Annotated in this window: 16 protein-coding genes; 11 read left to right on the forward strand and 5 right to left on the reverse strand. The window is 70.4% G+C overall.

The features are described 5' to 3' along the window. Positions 1-89: 89 nt before the first annotated feature. Together ACYU7L_RS02095 and ACYU7L_RS02100 are read left to right on the forward strand one after the other, a co-directional pair. Positions 90-815, forward strand: coding sequence for a maleylpyruvate isomerase family mycothiol-dependent enzyme (locus ACYU7L_RS02095; RefSeq protein WP_460793526.1), 726 nt, complete (start codon positions 90-92; stop codon positions 813-815). After that, complete coding sequence (locus ACYU7L_RS02100; RefSeq protein WP_460793527.1) at positions 791-1,465, forward strand: MBL fold metallo-hydrolase; 675 nt, start codon at positions 791-793, stop codon at positions 1,463-1,465. The genes ACYU7L_RS02095 and ACYU7L_RS02100 overlap by 25 nt, the downstream gene beginning before the upstream one ends. 145 nt (positions 1,466-1,610) lie before the next feature. Here ACYU7L_RS02100 and ACYU7L_RS02105 read toward each other — a convergent pair whose 3' ends face one another. Both ACYU7L_RS02105 and ACYU7L_RS02110 read right to left on the reverse strand, forming a co-directional pair. Further along, positions 1,611-2,393 carry a spermidine synthase gene (locus ACYU7L_RS02105; protein ID WP_460793528.1) on the reverse strand — a complete coding sequence of 261 codons (783 nt, stop codon included), beginning with the start codon at positions 2,391-2,393 and terminating at the stop codon, positions 1,611-1,613. A 74-nt stretch (positions 2,394-2,467) separates the two neighbouring features. Next, positions 2,468-2,722 (reverse strand): hypothetical protein, encoded by a 255-nt coding sequence (locus ACYU7L_RS02110; protein WP_460793529.1) that lies wholly within the window; start codon positions 2,720-2,722, stop codon positions 2,468-2,470. Positions 2,723-2,938: 216 nt separating this feature from the next. On the opposite strand from ACYU7L_RS02110, the gene ACYU7L_RS02115 reads away from it, so the two are divergent. Together ACYU7L_RS02115 and ACYU7L_RS02120 are read left to right on the forward strand one after the other, a co-directional pair. Beyond that, positions 2,939-3,523, forward strand: coding sequence for a hypothetical protein (locus ACYU7L_RS02115; RefSeq protein WP_460793530.1), 585 nt, complete (start codon positions 2,939-2,941; stop codon positions 3,521-3,523). 61 nt (positions 3,524-3,584) lie between these two features. Beyond that, positions 3,585-3,767 carry a hypothetical protein gene (locus ACYU7L_RS02120; protein ID WP_460793531.1) on the forward strand — a complete coding sequence of 61 codons (183 nt, stop codon included), beginning with the start codon at positions 3,585-3,587 and terminating at the stop codon, positions 3,765-3,767. A gap of 37 nt (positions 3,768-3,804) precedes the next feature. Here the strand turns inward: ACYU7L_RS02120 and ACYU7L_RS02125 are convergent, their stop codons facing one another. From ACYU7L_RS02125 to ACYU7L_RS02135, 3 genes are read right to left on the reverse strand one after another with little or no spacing between them, the layout of a single operon-like run. Further along, positions 3,805-4,905, reverse strand: coding sequence for a 2Fe-2S iron-sulfur cluster-binding protein (locus tag ACYU7L_RS02125; RefSeq protein WP_460793532.1), 1,101 nt, complete (start codon positions 4,903-4,905; stop codon positions 3,805-3,807). Next, complete coding sequence (locus tag ACYU7L_RS02130; RefSeq protein WP_460793533.1) at positions 4,895-5,197, reverse strand: hypothetical protein; 303 nt, start codon at positions 5,195-5,197, stop codon at positions 4,895-4,897. The genes ACYU7L_RS02125 and ACYU7L_RS02130 overlap by 11 nt, the downstream gene beginning before the upstream one ends. Continuing rightward, positions 5,197-6,387: a Rieske 2Fe-2S domain-containing protein gene (locus tag ACYU7L_RS02135; protein ID WP_460793534.1), complete on the reverse strand. Its 1,191-nt coding sequence runs from the start codon at positions 6,385-6,387 to the stop codon at positions 5,197-5,199. The genes ACYU7L_RS02130 and ACYU7L_RS02135 overlap by 1 nt, the downstream gene beginning before the upstream one ends. 129 nt (positions 6,388-6,516) lie before the next feature. Between ACYU7L_RS02135 and ACYU7L_RS02140 the strand changes: the two genes are divergently transcribed. From ACYU7L_RS02140 to ACYU7L_RS02170, 7 genes are all read left to right on the forward strand, one after another. Further along, on the forward strand, positions 6,517-7,707 hold the full coding sequence (locus ACYU7L_RS02140) for an acyl-CoA dehydrogenase family protein (RefSeq protein WP_460793535.1): 1,191 nt from the start codon (positions 6,517-6,519) through the stop codon (positions 7,705-7,707). Between the two features lie 124 nt (positions 7,708-7,831). Then, positions 7,832-8,944 (forward strand): acyl-CoA dehydrogenase family protein, encoded by a 1,113-nt coding sequence (locus ACYU7L_RS02145; protein WP_460793536.1) that lies wholly within the window; start codon positions 7,832-7,834, stop codon positions 8,942-8,944. Between the two features lie 106 nt (positions 8,945-9,050). Next, complete coding sequence (gene fadD1 / locus ACYU7L_RS02150; RefSeq protein ID WP_460793537.1) at positions 9,051-10,637, forward strand: fatty-acid--CoA ligase FadD1; 1,587 nt, start codon at positions 9,051-9,053, stop codon at positions 10,635-10,637. Positions 10,638-10,666: 29 nt separating this feature from the next. Then, a complete protein-coding gene (locus ACYU7L_RS02155) occupies positions 10,667-11,128 on the forward strand; it encodes a hypothetical protein (RefSeq protein ID WP_460793538.1) in 462 nt (153 codons plus the stop codon). Between the two features lie 110 nt (positions 11,129-11,238). Continuing rightward, positions 11,239-13,347 carry a PAS domain-containing hybrid sensor histidine kinase/response regulator gene (locus tag ACYU7L_RS02160; RefSeq protein WP_460793539.1) on the forward strand — a complete coding sequence of 703 codons (2,109 nt, stop codon included), beginning with the start codon at positions 11,239-11,241 and terminating at the stop codon, positions 13,345-13,347. Continuing rightward, positions 13,316-13,717 (forward strand): hypothetical protein, encoded by a 402-nt coding sequence (locus tag ACYU7L_RS02165; protein ID WP_460793540.1) that lies wholly within the window; start codon positions 13,316-13,318, stop codon positions 13,715-13,717. Before ACYU7L_RS02160 ends, ACYU7L_RS02165 begins: the two co-directional genes overlap by 32 nt. Further along, positions 13,714-14,010 (forward strand): transcriptional regulator, encoded by a 297-nt coding sequence (locus ACYU7L_RS02170; protein WP_460793541.1) that lies wholly within the window; start codon positions 13,714-13,716, stop codon positions 14,008-14,010. The genes ACYU7L_RS02165 and ACYU7L_RS02170 overlap by 4 nt, the downstream gene beginning before the upstream one ends. Positions 14,011-14,035 lie beyond the last annotated feature (25 nt).

Here is a 14,035-nt window from a genome sequence, read left to right on the forward strand (position 1 = left end):
CCTGCGTGCGCGCAACCCGCCACGCGGCCCATCAGCAGAACGATCCTACGAGGCTCCCCATGCCCCGGACCCGGGTGTTGAATGTCACCATGCCCCGTCACGAGCTCGCCGCCTGCCAGGACTCCACGCGTCGGCTGATCCGCACCGTGGACGCCCTGACCGATGAGCAGCTGCGCGCACCGTCGGTACTGCCCGGCTGGTCCCGCGCCCATGTCGTCGCCCACCTGGCCCTGAACGCCGAGGGACTGGCCGGCGCTCTCCAGGGTCTCTCCCGCGGTGTCGACACCCCGATCTACTCCTCCGCCCGTCAGCGCGACGTCGACATCGAGGAGCTCGCTCGGGCCGAGGGGGCGACGCTGCGCACGCGTCTGCTGGAGGGCTGCTCGCTCTTCCATGAGGCTGCCGAGCAGGTCCCGGAGCACGCCTGGCGGATCGAGGTCCCCCGAGTCCCGGGCGGCCCGTGGATGCCGGGTACGGCGGTCGTCCCCGGCCGCCGCCGGGAGGTCGAGATCCACCACGCCGACCTCGGGGCCGACTACGGCCCGGCCGCGTGGCCCGAGGACTTCATGCTGGGCCTGCTCGACGAGCTCGCGCGCGACCACGGCGAGTCCGGCCCGTTCCGGATCGAGGCGACCGACCTGGGCCGCAGCTGGCAGGTCGGGGAGGGCGAGGGTCCCTTCATCTCCGGTGGGGCACCCGAGCTCGCCTGGTGGCTGACCGGGCGCGCCGACCCGGTCGCCGCGGCCAAGGCACTCTCGTCGAGCGCCGGTGTCCTGCCTAGGATCGGCGCATGGCGACGTACACCGGCGACGTGACCCCCGGGGGCTCCCCCGACACCCGAGACCTGAGCGGCCTGAGCATCACCAAGCTCGCGGTCGACGAGAAGATGTCGAACAACTGCTACCTGCTGCGCTGCGCGGCCACGGGCGAGCAGGTGCTCATCGACGCGGCCGCGGAGCCCGAGCGCCTGCTCGAGCTGGTCGGCGATGCGGGCCTCACCGCGGTCGTGACGACCCATCAGCACTGGGACCACCACCGTGCGCTGGCCGACGTCGTGGCGGCGACCGGGGCGGCGGTCGTGGCAGGCACGCCCGACGCGGATGCCATCACCGAGCAGACCGCAGTCGAGGTGACGCGGCGCGTCGAGCACGGCGACACCGTGACCGTCGGCGACCAGACGCTGCGGGTGCTCGCGATCGCCGGCCACACCCCCGGCTCGATCGCGCTCGTGTACGACGACCCGCAGGGCCACCCGCACCTGTTCACCGGCGACTCGCTCTTCCCCGGCGGCGTCGGGAACACGTTCGGCGACAAGGACGCGTTCGCCCAGCTCGTCGACGAGGTGGAGACCAAGATCTTCGGCACGCTGCCCGACGAGACCTGGTTCTACCCCGGCCACGGCAACGACTCCACCCTCGGCGCCGAGCGGCCGTCACTCCCGGAGTGGCGCACCCGAGGCTGGTGACCCGGCGCCAAGTCACGCTCACCCGGCGCTAGATCTCGGCGACCCGGCAGAAGATCTCGCTGACCCGGCGGAAGATATTCACAGGTGGATATCTTCCGACGGGTCAGCCGCATTTCGAGCCGGGTCAGCGAGATTTGGGGACGGGTCAGCGGGGGGCGGGTGAGGGCTCTGTTGCCCCGTCGGTCATGGGGGTGCCGCCGCCCACCGAGTCGCTGAGCTCCTTCGGTCCGAGGACGCGATAAGGGTGCTCGGAGCTGGCGGCGCGGCGGCGCAGGGCCAGCTCGGGCAGGTCGCCGCGGGAGGCGACCACGAGGAGGTTGCCGAAGCGACGCGCGCGCAGGGTCGCGGGCTCCGCGCTCAGCAGCAGGTGAGGGAACGACACGCGCAGGCCGGCGACCACGCGACGGGTCCAGGCGAACGGCGCGCGGTCGGCGAGGTTGAGCAGGAACAGCCCGTCGTCGGCCAGGACCCGGGCGACCTCCGCGAAGCACTCCACCGTGACCAGCTCGCCGGGGACCTGCGCCCCGGCGTAGGCGTCCAGCGCGACGAGGTCGGCCGACGCGTCTCGAAGCGAGGGGAGGCCGGTCCGCCCGTCGACGGGGCGCACCTTGATCCCGCTGCGCCGAGGCAGGGGCAGCTGCTCCCGCACCAGCGCGGTCAGCTCCTCGGCGGGCTCGAGCACGATCTGTCCCGACCGGGGGCGGGTGGCGGCGACGTAGCGCGGCAGCGTGAGCCCGGCCCCGCCGACGTGCACGACCGATGCCGGCTCCCCCGCCGGGAGGTGCGCGTCGACGACGTCGGCCATCCGCCGTACGTAGTCGAAGACCACCCGGGTCGGGTCCGCCAGGTCGACGTGGGACTGGTCCGTGCCACCCACGCGTACGACGAACGCCGACGGACCGTCCTGCACGATCTCCACGTCAGCCACGCCCCGAGGCTACGGACGACGCCCGCCCACACCCGAATCGGCCCCACGCTGAATCGGCCCCACTCCCGAATCGCTCAGCGCGGCGTCAGCAGCTCCGCCGGCAGCCACTCCTCGACCACCGCCCACTCCCCCGGCCGCAGCATCGCCGCATAGAGCACCCGCCCCTCCCAGCCGACGGCCGCCTGGCGCCACTCGACGAGCAGCCCGGGACGCTTCACCCCGTGCCGGTCGATCGCATCGGCGACCCAGCAGTGCTTGGCCGGCCCCTCGTCCGCGGGAGGAGCCTCGGGCGCCGCCACTGCTGTCCCCAGGCGCACACGCTCCGCCATGGGGATCCCCCCGCCACGCTTGTTCATTCCACCGGCCACCACTCCATGGTGGCATTTATTCGAACACATGTCCTAGGGGGCCCATCGGGGCCGGCCACGGAACCGCCGAGGCTCTGAGGACGTCGGATCCCCATGCCCACGCTGGACTCGAACCGATCTACGGCCGCAGGCGACCGAACTCGCACCTTCGGCGGTGGAGGCCCGCTCCTCGGTCTGGTGACCGCAGCCCTCGTCCTTTCCGGATGCGGGCCGACCCCCCAGGCTGCGACCAGCCCGGAGGTGCGGACGAGCGAGCTCGCCGACGCCGGCGGGCGACCCTGCCCCCAACGGTTGCCGATCGGTGAGGACCCGTCCGGTCACGGCTTCGGCACCCAGGAAGTGGCCGATCGGCTCCCGGCCCTCCTCGAGGCGCAAGAAGCATGGGTCTGCCGCTACGACACGTTCGATATCGACATGACCCCCAGCGGCGGTGCCGCGTACGGATGGAGACGCGCCGGGCAGCCGGACCCCGTCGCCGACGCTGACCTCCCCGACCTCCAGGCGGCTCTGGACGCCCTCGCGATCGCGGATCGCAGCGGCGGATGCAACGACGACCTCGGCCCGCGCTGGATGATCGCGTACAGCCACGACGGCGACCTGACCGGAGTGGTCGTCGACGACTACGGCTGCCGCGACGTCCGCCTCACGGACGGCCCGCACACGACGCCACCCGGTGCGGACGACCAGGACGGGACGGTCGGCGGCGTCCTCGACGGCGGCCCGGCGATCCTCGAGGCCCTCGGCGTAGGCCGCTCGAGCTGAGGGAGCCCCCTCGAGCCGATCGACACTGTGCGGTCCGTCCACCCACCCCTAGGCTGGCGCCATGAAGCTCTTCCGACGGCGGGCCGCGGCGACCTCGAAGGCAGAGGCCCTGGCAGCGGCCCGCGAGGCCACCGCGCGAGCGCGCCGGGAGAAGAGGAAGCTCGAGCGCTACCGGGCGAAGAAGCAGGCCAACCCCGCTGACCGGATGACCACCAACCAGCGCATCGGAAGCGGCGGGACCTAGGACGAGCGGGAGTCTCCGTCGGCCAGGTCACCAGCCCTCAGTGGTAGGTGACCTTCACCGTGTCCGTCACCGGAACCGACTGGCACGCCAACCGGATCCCGTCGGCGAGATCCTCGGCGTCCAGGACCTCGTTGTGCAGCATCTTGACCTCGCCCTCCAGGACGCGGCAGGCGCAAGCCGAGCAGTTGCCCTCCCGGCACGAGTAGGGCGCCTGCACCCCCTTCGACTCCAGGTGCTCCAGCAGCGTGACCGACGGGGACCAGTCGTCGAAGGCGTAGTCGACGCCGTCGAGCTCGACCTCGACCTTCACCGGGGCCTGCGGCGCCTCGGCCAGCACGTCCGCGGCAGCGTCGTCCTCGTCCGTCTCGGCGGCCTGGATCTCGTGCTCGGCCTCCTGGATGTCCTCGAGGTCGCCGAACGGGTTGCCGCCGAGCGAGACGAACTTCTCCTGGTGGCGGCGCTCGCGGGGGAACTCCAGCTCCTTGAGCGCGCTCACCGCAGCCTTCATGAACGGCGCCGGCCCGCAGGCGAAGGCGTCGTACGACGGGAAGTGCGCGGCGAACGTCTTCAGCTGCGCCTGCGAGGGCAGCCCCTGCACGTTCTCGAGCCAGTGCACGACCACGAGCCGGTCGGGGTGCGCCGCCGAGAGCTCGCGGAAGGCGTCCTTGAAGATGATGGAGGACTCGTCGCGGTTGGCGTAGAACACCACGATCTGCCCGCTCCCCTGCGCCAGGGCGGTCCGCACGATCGAGATGATCGGCGTGACCCCGCTGCCTCCCGCGAAGAGCAGCAGGTCGGCATCGAGGTTCTTCGGCGTGAAGATGCCGCTGGGCGGCAGCACCCGCAAGGTGTCTCCCTGGCGGAGGTTGTCGCAGATCCAGTTGGAGGCGTAGCCGTCCACGGTCCGCTTCACGGTGATCGTCAGCGAGTCGTCGCCGACGCCGGGGCTGCTCGACAGCGAGTAGCAGCGTGCGGCGACGCCGGTCTGGTCGCTGGGGACCGCGACGGTGAGGAATTGGCCGGGGGTGTAGGCGAAGTGCTCGCGCCCCTCGTCGGGGAGCCCCAGCACGATCGAGTGCGCGTCGGCGGTCTCCTCGACCACCTCCAGCACCGGCAGGGTGAAGGACTCAGTATCCATCTTCGGCTCCGATCGGGATCTCCCCGTCACGTGCAGCGGTCTCGATGCTCGCGGTCAGCCGGGAGCAGGCCGCGTGCACGCGGCGCCCACCGGGCGCCGAGGACATCTTCGCGAACTCCTGGCATTGCGTGAGCGCCTGTTCCGACCACTGGATGGAAGTGTGGTGGTCACTGTTCTTCTTCACGCCGACGCGCGCCAGGCAGTCGAGGCACGCGACCTCCACCAGTCGGGCGCGGGTGTAGAGACGCTGGTCCTCCAGGGTCTCCTCGCGCGTCGGGACGAACGACGCCATCAGGTCCCCGTCATCACGCCGCGCGGCGCGTCGGAGTCCTCGGGCCCGCCGGCGTCTCCACCGGAGGCTTCATCCTCCGCCGCCTTCTTGGCGAGGTTCGCCTCCACCTCGGCGCGCCAGAACTCGTTGGCCTTGGTGGTGTCGACCTCGAACTCGAAGCGCTCGGTCATCTCGGGCGTCACGTCGGCGCGGTCGACGTAGAACTGCTCATACCAGCGCCGCAGCTGATAGACCGGCCCGTCCTCCTCGCACAACAGCGGGTTCTGCACCGGGGCCTTGTTGAGCCAGATGTGCACGTCCTGCATGAAGCCGTCGCCGAACATGTCGGAGTACTTCTTGGCGATGTACTGGGCGGTCTTCTCGTCGAGCCCCTCCGGCTTGCGCACGCACAGGCCGTACTGCAGCTTGAAGGAGTTGTCCGAGGTCGGGATGTGGCAGTTGACCAGCACGACCTCGGTCTCGAAGCCCTTGTAGTCGACGTTGAGCCAGTTGATCATGTACGACGGCCCGTAATAGGTCGCCTCCGACTTCAGCACCAGGCTCTCGTCGCCGTACCCCGCGCCGGCCATGTCCGGGCGCCCGGTCGACTCCATGAACTGCGAGGCCATGTGGCCCTCGAAGACGTTGCGGAAGTTCGTCGGGAACGCGAAGTGGATGTAGAAGAAGTGCGCCATGTCCACGACGTTGTCGACGATCTCGCGGCAGTGCGCGTTGGGCACGTCGAGGACGTTCCACGTCCAGTCGGTCCAAGCGTCGGTGCCGACGCCCTCGAGCTCGGGCGGAAGGATGTCCATGTCGGCCGGGCCGTGCTCGGCGTCGTGCCAGACCAGCAGCTGCCCGTTGCGGACGACGGTCGGGTAGGCCTGCGTGCGCGCGCGCAGCGGGACCCGGCGGGCGTAGGGGATCGCCTTGCACTTGCCGTCGCCGCCCCAGCGCCAGTCGTGGAAGGGGCACGCGATCTCGTCGCCCTTGACCGACCCCTGAGTCAGATCCCCGCCCATGTGGCGGCAGTAGCCGTCGAGGACGTGCACCTCGCCGGCGGTGTCGCTCCACGCCACGAGCTTGCCGCCGAACGCCTCGACCGCGTGCGGCTCGCCGTCCGCGAAGTCCTTGACCAGGCCCAGGCAGTGCCAGCCGCGGGCGAAGCGCTCGGGCGGGGTGCCGTGGTCGAGAAGGCGGGTGTCGCTCATGGCGGTTCCTCCGAGGTGTCGTGCGAACGAACGGTGGACCAAAACAAGAACAGGTTATAGTTTGCCGGGTGCGGGCGCCACCTCGGCCCCCCCCACCCCTCGGGGTGCTCTGGTCCTCTGGGAGAGCCCATGCACGTGGCACTGACCGCCGAGCAGCAGGCGCTGCGCGAGGAGCTGCGCGACTACTTCGCCACCCTCGTCACCCCTGAGCGCCGGGCCGCGCTCGCCGCCGCGTCGGGCGAGTTCGGCGACGGCGACGTCTACAAGGAGGTCATCCGCCAGCTCGGGCAGGACGGCTGGCTCGGCATCGGCTGGCCCGAGGAGTACGGCGGGCAGAACCGGTCGATGATCGAGCAGCTGATCTTCACCGACGTGGCGGCGGTGGCCGGCGTGCCGATCCCCTACCTGACGCTGAACACGGTCGGCCCGACGATCATGCGCTACGGCACCGACGCACAGAAGGACTACTTCCTCCCCCGCATCCTGGCCGGCGAGCTGCACTTCTCGATCGGCTACTCCGAGCCCGGCTCGGGTACCGACCTTGCCTCGCTCAAGACCCGCGCGGTGCTGGACGGCTCGCCCGAGGACGGCGAGTGGGTGATCAACGGACAGAAGATGTGGACCTCGCTGATCCAGTACGCCGACTGGCTATGGATGGCGTGTCGCACCGACCCGGACCTGCCCCGCCACAAGGGGCTGTCGATGATCCTCGTCCCGGCCGACGCGCCGGGGTTCTCCTACACGCCCGTCCACACCGTCGCCGGCGTCGGCACCAGCGCGACGTACTTCGAGGACGTCCGGGTGCCGGCCGGCAACCTGGTCGGCGAGCTCAACGGCGGCTGGTCGCTGATGACCAACCAGCTCAACCACGAGAGGGTCGCGCTCACCTCGTCGGCGCCGCTGGTGCACTCGCTCGACCTGGTCCGCCGTTGGGCGCAGGAGACCAAGAACCCCGACGGCCAGCGGGTCATCGACTCCGAGTGGGTGCAGATCCTGCTCGGTCGCGCGCACGCCCGGGTCGAGATGCTCACGCTGCTCAACTGGCGCCTGGCCGCGGTCGTCGACGACCTCTCCCCCGCCGACGCCTCGGCCACCAAGGTCTACGGCTCCGAGCTCGCGACCGAGGTCTACCGCGCGCTGATGGAGGTGGTCGGGCCGGCCGCCGCGCTGACCGGCGACTCGGCGGGCGCCGTGCTCGCGGGGCGCCTGGAGCGCTACCACCGCTCGTCGCTGGTGATGACCTTCGGTGGCGGCACCAACGAGATCCAGCGCGACATCATCGGCTACGTCGGACTCGGCCTGCCGGCCGCGAAGCGATGATCTCGACTCGCTCGCTGCGCTCGCGGCTCGATCAACGAGGGCCGGTGCGGCTGCGCTCGCGGCTCGATCAACGAGGGCCGGCGCCGCTGCGCTCGCGGCTCGATCAACGAAAGCAAGGATGACCATGGACTTCACATTCACCGCCGAGCAGGACGAGGCGGCCGCGCTGGCCGCGGAGATCCTCAGCGATCGAGCCACGCCGGAGCGGATGCGCGAGGTCGAGCAGGCGGGCGACCGCTTCGACCGCGAGCTGTGGACCGAGCTCGGCTCCGCGGGCCTGCTCTCCCTCCCCCTGCCGGCGGAGCACGGCGGCGCCGGCCTCGGGCTGATCGAGCTGTGCCGCGTGCTGGTCGAGGCCGGCCGCACCGTCGCCCCGGTCCCGCTGGCCTTCCACGGCCCCGCCGCACGTCTGCTCGCCGAGCACGGCTCCTCCGCACAGCAGGCGCAGTGGCTGCCGGGCGCTGCCTCAGGGTCGCTGGTGCTGAGCGCCGCGGTGTCTGAGGAGCACGCCTTCTCCCCCGAGCGGCCGACGCTCACCGCCACCCCCTCCGGTGACGGCCACATCCTGAGCGGTGTCAAGGTCGTCGTCCCCGCCGGGACGTACGCCGACGCGCTGCTGGTCCCCGCCCTGACCCCCGACGGCGTCGGCGTGTTCGTCGTACTGCCTGGTGACGACGGGGTACGCCTCACCGCGGGTCGGCTCTCCGACGGGGATGTCGTGGCCCGCCTCGACCTCGACGAGGTCTCCCTGACGCAGGACCGGCTGGTCGGCGCCGCCGACGGCTCGGTCGACGAGCGGCTGCGTCAGCTGATGACGCTCGCCGCGTGCGCCCACCAGCTGGGCGTCACCGAGGGCGCCTCCAAGCTGACGGCCGCCTATGCCCGCACCCGCGAGCAGTTCGGCCGTCCGATCGGGTCCTTCCAGGCCGTCTCGCAGCGGCTGGCCGACGGCTACATCGACGTGCTCGGCCAGCAGCTCACGCTCTGGCAGGCCGCCTGGCGGCTCGACGAGGGACTGCCTGCGACGACCGAGCTGGCGACCGCGAAGCTGTGGGCCGCCGACGCGGGGCACCGGATCGCGCACACCACCGTGCACGTGCACGGCGGGGTGGGGATCGACCTGGACGGCGAGGCGCACCGCTACTTCACGGCCGCCAAGCGCTTCGAGTTCGCCTTCGGCGGGACCACCGAGCAGGCCCTCACGATCGGGCGCGCGCTCGCGGCCGAGCCGGTCTGATCCACCGTCCCACTCAGTGTGACGCAGCCCACATCAGGGCCTGCGATTCGTGATACCCCTGACCCAGGATCGTGCGCCCCTGCGCACCCGGACCCCGGAGGATCGAATGGCTGAGGAGACCGTGCAGCAGATGCTGCGCACGCGACTCGACGACGACACCCCTGCCGTGCTCTTCGACGACAGGTCGTGGACGTGGCGCGAGCACCTCGCCGAGGCCTCGACGCTCGCCACCGCGCTGATCCGCACCGCCGCCCCTGACCGGCCGCTGCACGTCGGTGTGCTCCTGGACAACACCCCCGACATGGCGCGCGCGCTGGCGGCCGCGGGCCTCGGCGGCTTCGTGCTGTGCGGCATCAACACCACCCGTCGCGGCGAGGGCCTGGCGGCCGACGTACGGCGCGCGGAGTGCCAGGTGCTCATCACCGACGCCGAGCACCTGCCGCTGCTCGACGGCCTCGACCTGGGCGACGTGCGCGTCTTCGACACCTCGTCGGCGGCGTACGACGAGCTGCTCGCGGCCGGCGAGGGCGAGCTGGTCCCGCACCGCGAGACCGGCGCTTTCGACACCTTCATGCTGATCTTCACCTCGGGGACCTCCGGGGACCCGAAAGCGGTGCAGGTCAGCAACTTCATGGTGCTGATCGCGGGCATGACGCTGAAGGACAAGTACTCCCTCACGCCCGACGACGTCTGCTACCTGTCGATGCCGCTGTTCCACTCCAACGCGATCCTCGCCGGGTGGACGGTCTCGATCTGCACGGGCGCGGCGATGGCGCTGGCACGGTTCAGCGCCTCGCACTTCCTCGACGACATCCGCCGCTACGGCGCGACGTACATGAACTACGTCGGCAAGCCGCTGGCCTACGTGCTGGCCACGCCGGAGCAGCCCGACGACGCCGACAACTCGCTGCGCCACGCCTTCGGCAACGAGGCCAGCGACCGCGACATCGAGGACTTCGGCCGGCGCTTCGGCTGCGACGTGTGGGACGGCTTCGGCTCGACCGAGGCCGCGATCATCATCCTGCGCGTCGACGGCACGCCGCAGGGCTCCGTGGGCCAGCCCTACGAGGGCGTCGCGGTCTACAACTCCGCCACCGTCGAGGAGTGCCCGCGGGCGGTCTTCGACGAGCACGGCGCGCTCGCCAACGCCGACGAGGCGGTCGGCGAGCTCGTCAACACCCAGGGCGCAGGCTGGTTCACCGGCTACTACAACGACGAGCGCGCCAACGCGGAGCGGCTGCGGCACGGGATGTACTGGAGCGGGGACCTCGCCTACCGCGACGCCGACGGCTTCGTCTATCTGGCCGGGCGCACCGCGGACTGGATGCGCGTCGACGGGGAGAACCTCGCCGCGGCCCCCATCGAGCGGATCCTGATGCGGCTCACCAAGATCAACCGGGTCGCGGTCTATGCCGTGCCCGACGAGCGGGTCGGCGACCAGGTGATGGCCGCCCTCGTCCTCAACGACGGCGAGAGGCTCGAGCCGGCCGAGCTGGAGGCCTTCCTGGCCGAGCAGGCCGACCTCTCCCCCAAGGCCTGGCCGCGCTACGTCCGGATCGCCGATGAGCTGCCGAGCACGGCGACCAACAAGATCCTCAAGCGCGAGCTGGTGATCCAGGGGACGACGACCGAGGACCCGCTGTGGGTGCGCGAGGAGCGGGGCACGGCGTACGGCGAGGTCGCGCGGGTCTGAGGCGCAGCACGACGTCCACCATCGGTCACATGCACGGCCTGCGAACGCCCGCAGAGGCAGTTCGGGCCGGGAGGCTTGTCGTGGAGACGGATATTGGGGACCATCGCCATGTGACTCAAACGCTGGGCGAAGGGTTCGCTCAAGCCGTCGCGGCGAAGGATCAGGTCCGCCTCCGCGAGCTGCTTCACCCTGACGTCGACTTCAGGGGGATGACCCCCCGTCGCGTGTGGGACGCCCCGGGCGTCGAGGGCGTGCTCCACGCAGTCGAGCAGTGGTTCGAGGACGGCGACGAGATCGTGGACGTGTTGACCATCGAGGTGGACTCGTTCGCCGACCGCGCACGAGTGGGCTACCGATTCCATGTCCACAACGCCGACGGCGAGCATCTCGTCGAGCAGCAGGCCTATCTCTCCGAACTGGACGGCCGGATCGGATGGCTTCGCATCATGTGCTCTGGATATCGCCCCATCCAGCCACCCTTGGAGGCCTGACCCCACGGTAGGGCCGTCCGTGGCCGCGGCTGCCAGAGTTCCGACTGCCACGGCCCCCTGGTGTGGTGGAAGTCGTCCTCGCTAGCCATCTGCAAGGCAGAGTGGCGGGCATGCCTCTCCTGACCCGCGATGACCCCTCCGACCCGGATGCGGTCGACGCCCACCTCAGGAACCCCCTTCCGACCAACCATCTCCAGGCCGATCTGGAAGCCATGCAGGCGACCGGGACAGAGTGGCGCGACGTGGTCGAGACGCTCCCCCAGATCGTCTGGATCACCCGGCCCGACGGCTACCACGTCTACTTCAACCGGCAGTGGATGGACTTCACGGGTCTGTCGCTCGAGGAGAGCCTGGGCGACGGGTGGAACCCGCCGTTCCACCCCGACGACCGCGCTCCTGCCCACCGGCTCTGGAAGGAGGCCACGCGAACAGGTGAGCCGTACGAGGTCGAGTACCGGCTGCGGCGACACGACGGCGAGTACCACTGGATGCTGGGTCGCGCCCTGCCGCTGCGCGACACGAACGGTGAGATCGTGAAGTGGTTCGGGACCTGCACCGACATCAGCGAGTTGAAGGCGGCACTGAAGAGTGCTGCCGAGCTGCGCGAGAAGCTGGAACGCCGAGCCGCTGAGCTCGAGGCCGCCGAGGCGGAGGCCAGGGAGGCCACGCGTGCGAAGTCGGAGTTCCTGGCAACGATGAGTCATGAGATCCGGACGCCGATGAACGGCGTGATCGGCTTGGCCCGTCTGCTCGGCGAGACTGATCTGGTCGGACCCCAGGTGCACTACGTCGACGGTCTGCAGAAGGCCGGCACCGCGTTGCTCTCGGTCATCAACGACACCCTCGACTTCTCCAAGCTCGAGGCGGGCAAGGTGGTCCTTGAAGTCGTCGACGTCGATCCTCGTCTGCTGCTCGAGAGGACCGCCAGCCTGGTGGCGGTGCCTGCTGCGCACAAGGACGTCGAGCTGATCGTCTACTGCGGGCCCGAGGTGCCGTCCCTCCTGAGGGGCGACGAGGCCCGGCTGGGGCAGATCCTGCTCAACCTGGCCTCCAATGCAGTGAAGTTCACCGACCAGGGCGAGGTCGTACTCAGATCCCACCTGGTCCCCACCACGGGCGCCGACCACGTCCGCGTGCGGTTCGAGGTCGCCGACTCCGGGATGGGCATCTCCGAGGACGCCCAGCGGACCCTGTTCGACTCCTTCACCCAGGCTGACGCCTCCACGACACGGAGGTTCGGGGGATCGGGCCTCGGCCTGGCCATCGCCCGTGGGCTGTGCGAGGCCATGGGCGGGTCCGTGGGCCTGGCCAGCGCGGAGGGGGAGGGCAGCACGTTCTGGTTCGAGGTGCCCCTCGGGGTGGCCGAGCCCGTCCTGCCTCGAACGCCGGACCCCGAGCTGTTGCGGCACCAGCGAGTCCTCATCGTGGAGAAGAACGAGCGCAGCCGACACTTCCTCGAGTTGCAGCTCGAGGACTGGGGCATGAGGCCCGAGAGCGTCGAGCACGTCGGCGACGTCATGGCACTGTTGCGCGCAGCCGTAGCCGAGGACGACCCTCACCGGTTCGCTCTCCTCGACTCCGGGTGGGCCGGAAGCGAGGGGTGGCACCTGGCGGAAGAGATCGCCGCGGACCCGAGCATGTCAGAGACTCACGTGCTGATGCTGTCGGGAACCCTGGACCTCGGCCCCACGACACCCGGTGACCTCGGGCCGCGGGCGCTGCTCTGCAGACCGATCCTCGGCTCAGAGCTTCTGCACCGGTTGTCCTCCCTCGTCGCTGCGCCCTCGCCTCGGGCGACCCCACCGGGGTCGGCACCCCCTGCACCGGCGAAGTCGGGTCGGGTGCTCGTGGTCGAGGACGACGAGATCAACCAGATGATCGCCGAGGGCCTGCTCGGCAAACTCGGCTACGAGGTCGACGTCGCCGACAACGGACTGGAAGCCCTGAGAGCGGTAGCGGGCCGCCCCTATGCGGCCGTCCTCATGGACTGCCACATGCCCGTCATGGACGGCTACACCGCGACAGCGGCAATCCGAGCCACCGAGTCGGAAGGCGACCGCCTCCCCATCATCGCCATGACCGCAGCGGTGACGGTCGAGGAGAGGGAGCGCTGTCAGGCGGCAGGCATGGATGGCTACCTCTCGAAGCCGGTCGACTTCGACGTGCTGCGCGAGACGCTGGAACTGCATGCCCGCCCGGGCGCACCCGCCCACGGTTGAACGACGCGACTGGCCGCGCGACGTACAGATGCTCAGCGAGCAGTTCGCCCGCGGGGCACTCCGGGATCTGGACGACGTCCGGGCACGGTTCGGCCACCGGCTGACCACGCCGTGGTGGTACAAGGTCGTCGCCGCCCTGATCGTGGCTGCTCTCTTCGCTGGCACGGGCATGCCGTACGACAGCCTCCTCCTCGGCTCCTCCGTCATCGGCGCCTTCCTGGTGGTGTTCGCTGCGGTGGCGGGGCCGGTGCTCTTGCGGGCGCTCCTCAAGCGCAGCACCGGTGCCTCCTTCACGTACCTCCACGAGGAGTGGACCGATCGGCGTCTTTCCCGTGGGGAGTTCCCGTCCGGGAGCAGAGCCTCGGCGTGAGCAACGCTCCCAGGTTCGACGAAGTCATCCATGCCCGGAACCGCTTGCACATCTGTGCACTACTCGCAGAGGTGGACTCCGTCGACTTCACCACCGTGCAGGAGACGCTCGGTGTCAGCGACTATGTCCTCAGCAAGCACCTCAAGGTCCTCGCCGACGCCGGCTATGTCCGGACCCACAAGGAGAAGCAGCGAGGCCGGGCACGGTCCTGGCTGAGCCTCACCGACTCCGGGCGGACGGCACTCCACGCGCACCTCGCCGAGCTGCGCCGGATCACTGGCCTCGAAGACTGAGGCATCGCGAGCCCCCTCATTCGCA

Source organism: Nocardioides pacificus (assembly GCF_054775955.1).